Source organism: Rhodobacter sp. 24-YEA-8, from assembly GCF_900105075.1.
Classification (GTDB): Bacteria; Pseudomonadota; Alphaproteobacteria; order Rhodobacterales; family Rhodobacteraceae; genus Pseudogemmobacter.
Map to the genome: position 1 here is coordinate 2,285,165 of NZ_FNSK01000001.1, position 11,753 is coordinate 2,296,917.

The following is an 11,753-nucleotide window of genomic DNA, read 5'->3' on the forward strand; positions in this document are numbered from 1 at the left end:
TGATAGGGTTCGCATCCAGCCACGCGCTCCGTCAGCGCCGAATCATTCAGATCGGCCAAGCCGGCTTCGCCTGGAATACCCCCACTGAGTGGTCCGGTTTGAATGTTAGTGCATTGTCGGCCTGTGGTCCATTTGCACGAAGGTCTCTGGGGCCGGTGGCCGGTAGTTCAGAGCGCTGTGGGGCCTGACGGTGTTGTAGTGCCGTCGCCACCTTTCGATCAGGATCTGTGCCTCGTGCAGGGTGTGGAAGACTTCGCCGTTGAGCATTTCGTCCCGGAACCGGGCGTTGAAACTCTCGCAGTAGCCGTTCTCCCACGGTGATCCTGGCGCAATGAATGCCGTTTTGGCACCCACCGCCCCGATCCATGCCTGCACCTTTTTGGCAATGAATTCGGCGCCATTGTCGGACCTTATGAACTCGGGCGGGCCGCGCAGGATGAACAGATCAGTCAGGGCGTCGACAACGTCGGTCGAGTTTAGCTTGCGCTTGACGCGGATCACCAGTGCTTCCTTCGTGAACTCGTCGATGATGTTGAGCGTGCGGAAGATCCGCCCATCCCGGGTCCGGTCCTGGACGAAATCACAGGACCAGACGTGATTGGGGCGCTCCGGCCTCAGCCGAACGCAAGAGCCATCGTTCAGCCAAAGCCGCCCCTTCCTGGCCTGCTTTTGCGGGACTTTCAGCCCTTCCCGCCGCCAGATCCGTTCGACCCGTTTACGCTCGCCATCGGCGGCGGACAGGATCTCGCACGTATCAGCCAGCCCCTCGGACAGCCGGTCGATCCAGATGCGCCCGTCTGAGTTCAGCATGACCTCGATGACGGACGGGTCTTGCAGCAGGGTTGAGATGGCAGGCCCGAGCGCCGTTCGGAGCATACGCGCGCCACGGTCCACCGCTGCCTGTTTGTGGTTGAAGCCTGCCATCTCGTCCCCGTTCCACCGGGGAAGCGAGATATGGTCCCCGGATGGGGATGACTACAAGAGACCCGAAACGGGTCGTTTCAACAAGTTTCGTCCGTCGTAGTAGTATGGCGTGCAAATACAGGAGAACGGCGGTGGCAATATCTCGTGCGTAGCGTGAACAAGAGGTGGATGAGTGATCACAGAGTGATTCGGCCCAATGGTGGCCTACTCAGGGAGCGCCTCAGCGCTGGCTGCAACTGGTCAGAATAGCCCCGCCGGGACTTCGCTGTTTGAATGCCCCCAAGATTGCGACCGTCCACTGTGATTGGTAAGGTCATTCAATCGCCTTGATGAATGACGACCCAAGATGACCCAAGACAGCTGCGCGACCCCGAAGCAAGATATTTTCCTGAGCCTAGCCGAGCTTGCGCAGGCGATCGGGCATGTGAACCGGCTGGAACTGCTGGAGCATCTGGCACAGGGGCCGCGCTCGGTCGAGGAACTGAGCACACGGTCGGGCATGGCCTTCGCGAATACCTCGCGCCATCTGCAAGTCCTGCGGCGGGCGGGGATCGCCAGGACGGAGCGGCAGGGCAAGAAGGTGGTCTACAGCCTGACCGGCCCGACCGAGGTGGTGCTGCTGATCAAGGCCCTCGGCCAAATGGGCGAGGTGCATGTCGCCACGGTCGGACAGCGCTTGAACGCCTCGTATCGCATCCACGACAACATGCCCCCGGTCACCCGGGACGAACTGGCCGTGCAACTCGGCTTGGAAACAGTGCTGGTCGTGGATGTGCGGGCCGAGGATGAGTTCGAGCTGGGCCATATCCCGAGCTCGGTCAACATCCCGATGCTCGATCTGCACCAGAACCTCGCCAGACTCCCAAAGGATCGCATGATCGTCGTCTATTGCCGGGGGCCGTATTGCGTCCAGGCATACGAGGCGGCGGGCCTCCTGCGCTCGCAGGGGCTCAAGGCGCGACGACTCGAGGACGGCTTTCCCGAATGGCGGGCGCTCGGCTTTCCTATCGAAATCTCCAACGTCAGCGACGCGGTGGAACCATGAAGGCGATCCAGGACCACTATCTGGCGGAGTTCGCGCATTGCTACGGCTGCGGCCCGGCGAACCCGCATGGCTTGCATCTGAAAAGCCACCTCGACGGCGAGGGAACCGTCGCCCGGATCACGCCCGATCCGATGTTCAGCGGCGGGGTGCCGGGCAATCTCTACGGCGGGATGATCGCCTCGCTGCTGGATTGCCACGGCACCGCCTCGGCGGCGGCCTTCGCCTGGCGGGAGCGTGGCCACGCGATGGGTGACGGCGGCGATCCGATCCGCTTCGTCACCGCCTCGCTGAAGGTCGATTACCTCCGCCCGACGCCGATCGGCGTCGAGCTGGCGATCCGGGGCGAACTACTGACGCTGAGAGGCCGCAAGGCGATCATCGCCCTGACCCTGCACGCCGGCGACGATCTCTGTGCGACTGGCGAAATGTGAGCTACTCCCTGGAAATCGGACAGTGACGGAAGCTACGATCTGACGTTTGCTGGTCTCCACGGACGAGGAGATCAGGCATGCGAAAACGCAGGAACCATGACGCGGGCTTCAAGGCGCGCGTGGCACTTGAGGCCATCAAGGGCGAGCGCACTGTGTCGGAGTTGGCGGCCGAATACGGCGTGCATCCGACGATGATCCATCAATGGAAGAAATCGCTGCTCGACGGGGCTGCGGACATCTTCGAGCGCGGCGGCAAGAAGCCCGCGACGGAGGTGGATGAAGAGACGGTCCGGTCATTGCACGCCAAGATCGGGGAGCTGGCTGTCGCCAACGATTTTTTGTCACGAAAGCTCAAGCCGTGGAGCGGAAAGTGAGGCGTGGGATGATCGAACGGGACCACCCTGCACTGTCGATCGGGGCGCAGTGCCGCCTGCTGTCGATCTCGCGCTCGTCGTTCTGCCACGAGCCGGCTGGAGAGACTGATCAGAACCTCGGCCTGATGCAGCTGATCGACCGGCAGTTCATGGATACGCCCTTCTACGGCGTCCGGCAGATGACCTGGCATCTGCAAAACGAGGGGCACGGCGTGAACCAGAAGCGCATCCGGCGGCTGATGCGGCTCATGCGTTTGATGCCGATTTACCAGAAGCCCAACACCAGCAAGCCGAGAAAGGGCCACAAGACCTATCCCTACCTGCTGGGCGGGCTGCGGGTCGATCGCCCCGGTCAGGTCTGGTGCGCCGACATTACCTATCTCCCGATGCGGCGGGGGTTTCTGTATCTGGTCGCCATCATGGACTGGTTCACGCGCAAAGTTCTGGCCTGGCGCATATCGAACACCCTGGAAGCGGACTTCTGCGTCGAGGCGTTGAACGAGGCCATCCACCGGTTCGGCGCGCCCACAATGCGATGTGGCAGGAGTGGAGTCCTCAGTGGCCGCTCGCTCCGGAGCCTTGCACCGAGAGGGGGCTGGGATGGGAAGAGAGTTGCGAGCGGGACCTTGCCGGTGTGGCGATTGTCCGACCGGGTCAGGACAGGGCGCTTTGCGTGATGTCCTTGAGCCATATGGAATGGCGCAGAGATAATCTGCTCAGGCTGATGGCAAAGGATGCTGGCCGAAAGCGGAAATCATCCCTCAAGACGGTGTCGCACTGGCAGGCCGAGGTGAGGCGGATGGAACTCGGTATCGAGCTGCTGCCCGGCTATCTCGCGGAATGTGACCGCGTGAAGCGCGGCTCAAACTATAGGGCGGTCAACGCTGCCCGCACGCGCGCCGCAGATCGGATGTTCGAGTTTGCCAGAGAGGTCCTGGCGGCGCCTTCGGTCACGCTGGACGGTGTCGCGATCAAGGCGCGGGCGGTGGCCGCTCTGAGGCTTCTGCGGTCCTACGAGCGCAGGTGGTCGAACATTGCTGACATCGGGCTGCACGAGCAGAACATGGCCGCGCTGCTCGGGCAGGCGCTGGTTGACGTGCTGACAACAAAGCACCTCGATTGAGGTGCAATATTGACCACGAGATCAGGCTGGGATAACTTCACTTCAATCGAAGTGTAAATCTCAGATTTGGCGGAACCCCATGAAGCGCAAAGACCTGCTCAAAATCACCGGCTGCGACGCGAAGCGGTTCGAAAACTACCACTGGCGCGATCAGCTTCCCTTCGTTGCTGCTCCGGAAGCGGGGATCGAAAAGGACCCGGATTACCAGATCGAGCACCGCCGCGCGGAATACTCGATCAGCGATGCGTTCCAGCTGCGTGTCTTCATGGATGCATCGGAAAACAACGGTCTTTCCATTGAGGCCGCGAAATACATTGCTGGAAACTGCATCCGCCATCTGCAGAATGCGGAAGAAACGGTCGCCCCGGACGCAGGCGATATGTGGATCTTCTACGCTCAGGGATATCGGCAGGTTTTCCCTGATACCGGTGAGGGCTGGACACCCCGCTACCTGAAGGCGGGATGCCTGCAAGATCTTTCTACCTTTATCGGACAAGAGGTTGCGGGTGAGGAAGTTCAGTTCGTCGCGTTGATCAATGCGACTTCGGCTTCCGCACGGGTGCTCGCGGCGGCGTTTGAGCGGAAGGTTATTATTCCTGATGCTGAGCCGCTTAAGCATATCTGGCAGCGCGAATACCATACCGTTGGCACCGGCAACGGGGGCTGAAGTGATGTGGCATCAGAAATACGCCGCGCCCGCTCCCTTCCATCAGATCGAGCTGTTCTCGCTGGTGGAGCCTGTTGCCGAAAGCGAGGGCGAAATCACCTTCGCACATCGCCTGTATATGGTCGCCCCTTTCGCGGAGAGCGGACGGCTGCTGCTGCGCCAGCTTCCGGCCCACACGTTGCAAAAGGCGCTATTGCTGGCCGGGCCCGGAAAGGTGGCCTGATCATGTCGGCGCGGTTCCAATTATCAGGTGACATCGAAAGCGGCGTCTCTGACCGCCTCGCGGCGTTTCTCTCGGCCAATTCAGGGAATGTGACCCTGTTCATCAATTCCCCGGGCGGTGATGCTCTGGAAGGGGCTGCGATGATGGCCGAGGTTGAGCGGCACGGGGCGGTGTCGGTTCATGTTCAGGGTATTGCTGCGTCGGCGGCCACTCTGCCGATGGTCGCCGCCCGCGAGGTGATCATGCACCCGGCTGCAATGGTCATGACCCACGAGCCATCTGCCTGGGGCGGCGGCACGGCGGATGAGCTGCGCGACACTGCGGCGGCTCTCGACAAGATGACCGCGACATATGCGGAAGCCTATGCCCGACACACTGGTCACCCGGTTGCACGGATTGCTGCCTGGATGAAGGCCGAAACCTGGCTGACCGCCGACGAGGCCGTCGAGCTGCGTTTTGCCGACCGGGTCGAACGGGCGCAACCGCCCCAAATGGTTGCGGCTTACGAGTACTCGAAATTCCGCCAGCCGCCCGAGGGGCTAATCCGGCTGGCGCAGAAAAACGGCTGGGTGACCGGATCGCCCGATCCCACATCACAGGAGAATAAGAATGCCGCTTGATTTCAGAATGAAACACGAGGGCGAACCGCCTGCTCGCCTGATTGCGCAGCTCCGCTTGCGCCTGAAAGAGGCGAACCATCCGCCGATGCTCGCCGAGATCCTCGCGCCCTTGATGGAATCCGAGGATGAACTCGATCAGGAGGTCATGAACCAGATCACCGCATTGGTGAACGTGCTGGAAAACAACAAGGTGCCTGGCGCGGAGGCGATGGCCGCAATCCGCGAAGTGGTCGACGAGTTGATCGCCGCTTCGGATGCTGAAGGTGAAGACGACGAAGATTTTGCGGCGTTCTATAAGAACAAACCCGTTGCAAAGAAGCCGAACCTGACCGCGCTTGTGTATAGCAAGATCAAGGGAAATCGCCCGAAGGTCCGCATCGACGGGCGCGGTCCCGGCTCCGGCACGGCGCAGAACACGAGCCGTGCGGCCTTGTCGGACGCTTTGCTTGCGCGCATGGACCGGCGCCACACTCCGACGATCGGGCGTGAGTTCGTCGGCCTCTCTCTGGGTGAAATGGCAATGCATGTTGTCCGCGCCAGCGGCCATCGCCCCATGGGCATGCGCGAAGCCATCAGGATGGCGACCCATAGCACGAGCGATTTCCCGTTGGTGCTCGAGGACGCACTGAACAAGTCCATCGGTCGCCAGATGGAGCAGATCACGCCTGCATTGGCTCGCGCCGCGCATGAAATCTCGGCCGAGGATTATCGTCCTGGCAACCTGCTTTCGCTCTCTGCGTCCGGGATGCCGGGGGAAATCGCCGAGGGCGGCGAAATCAATCATGTCACGATCCACGAGGGCGGGGAGCGCAAGCCCGCGCCGCGGGATTTCGGCGCGCTGTTCAGCCTGTCCAACAAGGCGATCTATAACGACGATCTGGCCATGTTTGATGAGATCGGCCGGAAGATGGTTGCGGGCGCGACCGAGCGCTTCCGGCAGGTCCTGCTGGAACCTTTGCTCGCGAACGCCGGTCTGGGCCACAATATGCGCGATGGCAAGGCGGTGTTCCATGCGGACCACAAGAACCTCGCGGCGGCCGGCGCCGCTCTGAACGTGACCAGCCTTTCAGAAGCGCGGCTCGCATTGCGCAGCCAGCGCGGCCAGTCGGGCGAGTATTACGCCATTGAGCCCTGGGCGCTTGTGGTGCCGCCGCAGCTCGAAACCGTGGCACAGCAGGTTCTGGCCGAGATCAATGCGACCAAAACGGCGGATGTGAACCCGTTCTCCGGCGCACTGGAGCTGATCGTGGAAGTTGGTCTGACCAGCCCGACGGCGTGGTATCTGATCGGTAATCCCGCCAGCAGTGACGGTCTCGCCTATTCCTATCTCGATGGTCAGGCCGGGCCGCGCGTCGAATCCAAGCCCGGCTGGGAAACCCTCGGAACCGAGTTCCGGCTGGTCTGGGCGCTGGACGCCCGCTTCGTCTCTTACGCATCGTGGTTCAGGAACCCCGGCGCGTAATCGTTAGGGGGTGGGTTTGTTTCCTCCTTTCCCACCCTTGGGGCTCCGGGAAGCCCATAAGCGCCAGCTCAGCTTCGGGACGGGCTGGCGCGTCCCTCTTTCAAAACATGTGGATAACCGGTTGGCAAACTTCCGATCCGCCGTAAATCGCAATCAGACACGATCTTCTCACCGACGCTAACCAGGCCGAACCAGATGACCAAATTTACACCTCTTTTCGCGAAGGCGCGCACTGCCGCGCAGCTCTTCGACATGAGTGAAGATGAGTTTGTTCGCTTGGTGGAGAATGGCCACTTGCCGCCTGCGGCCGATATTGGCGGCGGGATCAGGCGGTGGGATGTCGACCGGCTGCGGAAGATCGCGGTGGGTGAGGCGGCAGATGAAGGGCCGATGGAATGGTGAAGAAGAAATACCTTTTCTCTCCGAAGCCGGGCTTTCTCTATGTCCGCAAGGGCGGGCGCTACCTTGGCCGAATTACGGCGGATGAGGGCACCGAAGAGTTTGATCGCCAATATTGGCAGATCCTCACGGGCAAGGTCTTCGCGGCGAAGCGGTCGTGGAAGGCGCTGATTGCAAGCTACCGTCGCTCGGATCGCTGGGTAAATCTGAAGTCCACGACCCGCGCCTTCTATGAGCCTGTTATGACCTATGTCCTCGAGAAGAACGGGGATAAGGATATGACGAAAATGCAGCGCAAGGATGTGCTGGCAGCGATGCAGGCCAATACCCACCGCGCGCGGTTCGCCAATGCAATCCCTTCGGTCCTTTCTGTTATCTGCGAGCATGCGATTGATCTGGGCTGGATCAAGGAAAACCCCGCGAAGGGTATTCGCAAGATCAAGATCCCGAAGGAGAAGCAGCGTCCGCATATCGTTCCGACCGATGCGGATGTGAAGGCTTTCCGGGCGCGGGCCTCAGAGCGTGCGCTCCTGATCTTTGAAATCGGGGTTGGCACGGTGCAGCGCCCGGGCGACTGGGTCGGGTTCACCTGGGGCGACTATGATGGCTCGACCCTGAAGCTGCGCCAGAACAAGACCGATGTCCCCCTGAAGCTGCCCTGCACCCCGCTTCTCAAAGCAGCGCTGGACAGGGCAAAAGCATCGCTCGGGGCCGAACCCCATCCCGCACGGACCATTCTGACAACGGTCAGGGGCGAGCGTCTGACCTACAACGGCCTGTTGCAGATCATGCGGAAGGAGCGCGCCCGCCTCGGCATGGCCAAGGCCTTCGACCAGCATGGCCTGCGCTATCGCGGCGTCATGGAACTGGCCTGGGCTGGTTGTGATGATGACGAGATCGCCAGCTTCAGCGGGCACACCACCAAGGCGATGATCATCAAATATGCCGGTGAGGCTCGGCAGATCATGCGGGCCATACAGGCGGCGAGTAAGCGGCAGTGAACAGAACGGGACCAGAACAGGAAACTGATAACATGAGTGATAACCGCTTGACGCCCCCCGGCAAAAAACCTAATGAAACCGCATCAAAGGGGTATAGCTCAGCTGGTAGAGCGACGGTCTCCAAAACCGTAGGTCGCGGGTTCGAACCCTGCTGCCCCTGCCAATAGAACCAAAGAGTTAGTGGTTCGACTCGCCGACATCCATGACCACTTGGTAGTTTAGTCGGGAACACTTGCCGCGAATCCCCCACGTAAAAGCCACCGGCCTTAGACCGAGGACTTCGCAATCCAGACGCCTGCGGTGATCAGTCTGCTCAGAGCCTGGAACGGACAGAGCGCAGCCCGGGGATGGCGCGGATCATGTCGCCCATCCAAAGCTCCGGACCAGCGCACAGGCCCCTTCGGTTATGGCCCCGATCAGGATGGCGAGATCCGGTTCAGGCGCCCGGGCGTCGCGCTGCTCGAGCAACCCATAGATCACCAGTGCCCGGGCGAGATAGCGCGCGATAACCCGAGCGCGCGATCTGCGCGCTGATAGTTCTCGCGCCAGATGAGCTGGAAACAGCCCCGGCCATAGCCCGCCTTGCCGGCTTGGTCGACTGTGCCGTATTTCCTGCACTTGCCGCGCCCATATTCCCGGATCGGCTGCGCGGTCTGCGCCGTGTCGTGGTAAGCCGTCGCGAGAATACAGACGCGGAAGCTGCGCGGCAGGGTCTTGGCGGCGGCAAGGACCGCGTTCACGCCATCCACCTGCGCCTGTTTCAGGCTGCCGCCAAACAGCGGTCGGATCGCGACAAAGAGTGCCTCGGTCATGGCGATCTCCATGATGGGAAAAGCCCGGCGCGGCGGTCGGCGGGATACAGGCAAAATTACCTACGCAATCTCGCCGTCTATCGTCGCGGCGGCGTTGCAGCTATCAAGGCCACATAGTGAGTAACCGATTGTAATCTTGTTGTTTAATCAGTTGGCGGCATTACCCGCACGTTGCGTAAATAGTTGTGTCATTGAGATTTTACGAGTTAAGCGGAATTAACCGCTGAAGCCCGTCGGTGCGAGAGCCCGTCGGGCTTTCGTATTTTTGCCGTGCGGACGCGCCCGCCATGCAGAAACGGCCACACAGGTTCCGGATCCAAACTTCCGGTTTTCGCCATGTTTTTCGGTGCACCCGTTACCTTTACCTTTCGCTGTCAATGCCCTGCCAGCGATCACGGCTCACCCCGCCCCCACCAGAGCGGGGGTGGGATATCACGGTCTCGGCTGCAATTTCTCCAGCTGCGCCCGCTGATCACCCGTTCCGGCTGGCCCATGTCCGCGCCGAGCGCATTCCCCGCGATGGCCATGCCAACAGCGGTCGGGATTTCCCAGATCAGGTCACAGGGCCTGATCGGCCGGCGCCGGGCCCGGACTTTGCCCGCGTGATACATCGCGCGACCGGAGAACGCGGCCAGCAGCGCGGTCGCAGCCCCGCCGATGAATTGGTTGATGGTTGCAATCAGGCCGGGACCGGGCGGAGATCGCGCAGCGGGATGTCGTTCAAAAGCGCCTCCTGCGCGTCAGAGCATTGCGGCGATCACGGTCGCCCGTCAGCGCGATATCCGGTGATGAGGGTCACCACCAGGTTCTCTGGCGAGTGATATCCCGCATATTCCTGACTGTTCTGGGGCCCTACGAGCGGAAATCCTGTTCCCGAGCAGCCGGAAGTCGGTCCGAAACGTGGCGCAAATGAACATGACACCGCCGATTTCCAGCACTCTCTTCTGCGCCCGGTTCTTCCCTGCATCTTCAACCAGTCCGCAAAGCACATCGTCGCCATCGATGCGGAAGTGATAATAGTCATGAATGTCGGGGAGAACGTAAACCATTTCAGATACGATCAAATTCGAAATCCGCGAGAGCAGATCAGGCCAACGCAGTTGTCGGTTGTTGGCGAGGCCGCCGGCAAGGATCAGCGCATCCACGGCTTCCGACGCCCGCCCAGGAGACGGTCATTTTTCCATGTTGCGCGGCTCATGCACTGGCGGGCCCCGGTCTCCCTGCGGTTCCGCTCAAAAATCGGGCGCGGGCGGGTGACCTGAGCCAGGACGAAAACCGCAGGCCTGGCGGATTGACGCCGCTTTGTCCCGGCCACCCCCGGCAAAGACGGAACCGGACTACATCTTTCACGTTCCTCTCAGGATGCGGCACCCGATCCCCTGCCGCCTCATCAGCTTGTATTCAATCGCCTGCACAGGCGCTTTCGGGAGGGACGTTGATGAACAGCATCATCTATCTGGTAGGCCTTGTGGTCGTGGTTCTGGCGATCTTGTCTTTTCTTGGCCTGCGCTGAGGAGGGGCCGGAATGGAACGTACAGAAACCATGACATCCGCTGCGGCACCGCGCCGCGACGTCACAGGCTCCTACATAGACTGGGCTGCCATTCTCGGCGGCACGGTGGTTGCAGCCGCGATCGGCGGGCTTTTCACCACCTTTGGCGCTGCTTTGGGTCTGTCAACGATCTCGGCCGAGCCCGGCGAAGGATCTCTCAATCTCTGGCTGGTCGTCACAGCCATCTGGCTCGTGATCTCGCTGGTCGTAAGCTATCTGGCCGGCGGCTATATCGCGGGCCGGATGCGGCGGCGGGTCGATGACGCAACCGCCGATGAGGTGTCGGCACGCGACGGCATCAATGGCCTCGTCGTCTGGGGTCTGGGAATGCTGGTCACGACCTGGATTGCCGCAGGTGCCATCAGCGGCGCCGCTTCGGGGGTCGGGACGGCTGCGACGGCTGCCGGATCGGCAGTGGGCGGTGTGGTCCAGGGCGCAGGAGCGGTTGCAGGAGGCGCGATCCAGGGCGTCACCCAGGCTGTGGGCGCAACTTTGCCCGACGATGCCGATGAAGGGCTGATGGATTACATAAACAGCACCCTTATGCGCCCCGGGGTCGACGGCATTCGTCAGGGCGTGCAGCAGGCCGACGGCACCACCTCGTCCGGAACGCCATCGATGGATGACGCGGAACTCGCACGGCAAAGCGGCGTGGTTCTGGGCAATGTGATGCGGACGGGCGCGATTTCCGACGGTGATCGTGCCTTCCTGATCGCCGCCGTCGCGCGTCGTACCGGACAAACCGAGGCCGAGGTTGAGGCCCGCGTGGATCAGGCCGTAACGGCGGTCCAGGAGGCACGCTCGAAAGCAGAGGCCGCCGTCGCGGAGGCGCGCGCCGAGGCCGGGCGTCTGGCCAAAGAGGCGGAAGAGACCGCCATCGCCGCAGCCGAGACCGCACGTAAAAGCGCGATCCTGACCGCCTTCCTGCTGACCGCCGCCGCATTGGTGGCCGGTGCCGCCGCCGTCGCCGGCGCGGTACGCGGGGGCCGTCATCGCGACGAGAACCGCATCTGGGGCGGGTTCAGCTACCGGATCTGATCGGCATAAGACAGACCCGGGGCGCGTCTGAATGGCGTGCCCCGATAAACCGCAGAGGAACGACGCGGTAATGAGGCGCCCC

At 61.9% G+C, this 11,753-nt stretch carries 14 protein-coding genes, 1 tRNA gene and 1 pseudogene; 13 read left to right on the plus strand and 3 right to left on the minus strand.

All coding sequences use genetic code 11. The annotated features are described in order from the left end of the window. Window positions 1-105: 105 nt before the first annotated feature. Window positions 106-717: pseudogene (locus BLW25_RS11075) on the minus strand (IS3 family transposase); the annotation flags it as partial. 553 nt (window positions 718-1,270) lie between these two features. Here BLW25_RS11075 and BLW25_RS11080 point away from each other — a divergent pair. The 12 genes from BLW25_RS11080 (at window position 1,271) to BLW25_RS11135 (ending at window position 8,432) form a co-directional block, all read left to right on the plus strand. Further along, window positions 1,271-1,969 (plus strand): ArsR/SmtB family transcription factor, encoded by a 699-nt coding sequence (locus BLW25_RS11080; RefSeq protein WP_092899021.1) that lies wholly within the window; start codon window positions 1,271-1,273, stop codon window positions 1,967-1,969. Beyond that, the gene (locus BLW25_RS11085) at window positions 1,966-2,400 is read left to right on the plus strand and encodes a PaaI family thioesterase (RefSeq protein WP_092899023.1); all 435 of its coding nucleotides are present in this window, start codon (window positions 1,966-1,968) and stop codon (window positions 2,398-2,400) included. Before BLW25_RS11080 ends, BLW25_RS11085 begins: the two co-directional genes overlap by 4 nt. 77 nt (window positions 2,401-2,477) lie before the next feature. Beyond that, window positions 2,478-2,774, plus strand: a complete 297-nt coding sequence (locus BLW25_RS11090; RefSeq protein ID WP_092895859.1) for a transposase — start codon at window positions 2,478-2,480, stop codon at window positions 2,772-2,774. A gap of 8 nt (window positions 2,775-2,782) precedes the next feature. After that, on the plus strand, window positions 2,783-3,451 hold the full coding sequence (locus BLW25_RS11095; RefSeq protein WP_092899025.1) for a DDE-type integrase/transposase/recombinase: 669 nt from the start codon (window positions 2,783-2,785) through the stop codon (window positions 3,449-3,451). Between the two features lie 122 nt (window positions 3,452-3,573). Further along, the gene (locus BLW25_RS11100; RefSeq protein ID WP_143040496.1) at window positions 3,574-3,897 is read left to right on the plus strand and encodes a hypothetical protein; all 324 of its coding nucleotides are present in this window, start codon (window positions 3,574-3,576) and stop codon (window positions 3,895-3,897) included. A 79-nt stretch (window positions 3,898-3,976) separates the two neighbouring features. Next, complete coding sequence (locus BLW25_RS11105) at window positions 3,977-4,564, plus strand: hypothetical protein (protein WP_092899029.1); 588 nt, start codon at window positions 3,977-3,979, stop codon at window positions 4,562-4,564. 4 nt (window positions 4,565-4,568) lie between these two features. Continuing rightward, window positions 4,569-4,787: a hypothetical protein gene (locus BLW25_RS11110; RefSeq protein WP_092899031.1), complete on the plus strand. Its 219-nt coding sequence runs from the start codon at window positions 4,569-4,571 to the stop codon at window positions 4,785-4,787. Between the two features lie 2 nt (window positions 4,788-4,789). After that, window positions 4,790-5,407: a head maturation protease, ClpP-related gene (locus BLW25_RS11115; protein WP_092899033.1), complete on the plus strand. Its 618-nt coding sequence runs from the start codon at window positions 4,790-4,792 to the stop codon at window positions 5,405-5,407. Then, a complete protein-coding gene (locus tag BLW25_RS11120; RefSeq protein ID WP_092899035.1) occupies window positions 5,397-6,869 on the plus strand; it encodes a phage major capsid protein in 1,473 nt (490 codons plus the stop codon). The genes BLW25_RS11115 and BLW25_RS11120 overlap by 11 nt, the downstream gene beginning before the upstream one ends. A gap of 195 nt (window positions 6,870-7,064) precedes the next feature. Beyond that, window positions 7,065-7,271 carry a hypothetical protein gene (locus BLW25_RS11125; RefSeq protein WP_092899037.1) on the plus strand — a complete coding sequence of 69 codons (207 nt, stop codon included), beginning with the start codon at window positions 7,065-7,067 and terminating at the stop codon, window positions 7,269-7,271. Beyond that, window positions 7,265-8,269: a tyrosine-type recombinase/integrase gene (locus BLW25_RS11130; protein WP_092899039.1), complete on the plus strand. Its 1,005-nt coding sequence runs from the start codon at window positions 7,265-7,267 to the stop codon at window positions 8,267-8,269. Before BLW25_RS11125 ends, BLW25_RS11130 begins: the two co-directional genes overlap by 7 nt. 87 nt (window positions 8,270-8,356) lie before the next feature. Further along, window positions 8,357-8,432 (plus strand) — tRNA-Trp (locus BLW25_RS11135). 313 nt (window positions 8,433-8,745) lie between these two features. Here BLW25_RS11135 and BLW25_RS11140 read toward each other — a convergent pair. Both BLW25_RS11140 and BLW25_RS11150 read right to left on the minus strand, forming a co-directional pair. Further along, complete coding sequence (locus BLW25_RS11140) at window positions 8,746-9,081, minus strand: hypothetical protein (protein WP_143040497.1); 336 nt, start codon at window positions 9,079-9,081, stop codon at window positions 8,746-8,748. Window positions 9,082-9,851: 770 nt separating this feature from the next. Then, window positions 9,852-10,226, minus strand: a complete 375-nt coding sequence (locus BLW25_RS11150; RefSeq protein ID WP_092899044.1) for a hypothetical protein — start codon at window positions 10,224-10,226, stop codon at window positions 9,852-9,854. 380 nt (window positions 10,227-10,606) lie between these two features. Here BLW25_RS11150 and BLW25_RS11155 point away from each other — a divergent pair, with 380 nt between their 5' ends. Beyond that, window positions 10,607-11,671, plus strand: coding sequence for a hypothetical protein (locus BLW25_RS11155; protein WP_253188384.1), 1,065 nt, complete (start codon window positions 10,607-10,609; stop codon window positions 11,669-11,671). Window positions 11,672-11,753: the final 82 nt, after the last annotated feature.

Bases quoted from the DNA above. Each gene is read 5' to 3' on its own strand.
- BLW25_RS11080 (WP_092899021.1), top strand. From the start codon at position 1,271: ATGACCCAAGACAGCTGCGCGACCCCGAAGCAAGATATTTTCCTGAGC.
- BLW25_RS11085 (WP_092899023.1), top strand. From the start codon at position 1,966: ATGAAGGCGATCCAGGACCACTATCTGGCGGAGTTCGCGCATTGCTAC.
- BLW25_RS11090 (WP_092895859.1), top strand. From the start codon at position 2,478: ATGCGAAAACGCAGGAACCATGACGCGGGCTTCAAGGCGCGCGTGGCA.
- BLW25_RS11095 (WP_092899025.1), top strand. From the start codon at position 2,783: ATGATCGAACGGGACCACCCTGCACTGTCGATCGGGGCGCAGTGCCGC.
- BLW25_RS11100 (WP_143040496.1), top strand. From the start codon at position 3,574: ATGGAACTCGGTATCGAGCTGCTGCCCGGCTATCTCGCGGAATGTGAC.
- BLW25_RS11105 (WP_092899029.1), top strand. From the start codon at position 3,977: ATGAAGCGCAAAGACCTGCTCAAAATCACCGGCTGCGACGCGAAGCGG.
- BLW25_RS11110 (WP_092899031.1), top strand. From the start codon at position 4,569: ATGTGGCATCAGAAATACGCCGCGCCCGCTCCCTTCCATCAGATCGAG.
- BLW25_RS11115 (WP_092899033.1), top strand. From the start codon at position 4,790: ATGTCGGCGCGGTTCCAATTATCAGGTGACATCGAAAGCGGCGTCTCT.
- BLW25_RS11120 (WP_092899035.1), top strand. From the start codon at position 5,397: ATGCCGCTTGATTTCAGAATGAAACACGAGGGCGAACCGCCTGCTCGC.
- BLW25_RS11125 (WP_092899037.1), top strand. From the start codon at position 7,065: ATGACCAAATTTACACCTCTTTTCGCGAAGGCGCGCACTGCCGCGCAG.
- BLW25_RS11130 (WP_092899039.1), top strand. From the start codon at position 7,265: ATGGTGAAGAAGAAATACCTTTTCTCTCCGAAGCCGGGCTTTCTCTAT.
- BLW25_RS11140 (WP_143040497.1), bottom strand. From the start codon at position 9,081: ATGACCGAGGCACTCTTTGTCGCGATCCGACCGCTGTTTGGCGGCAGC.
- BLW25_RS11155 (WP_253188384.1), top strand. From the start codon at position 10,607: ATGGAACGTACAGAAACCATGACATCCGCTGCGGCACCGCGCCGCGAC.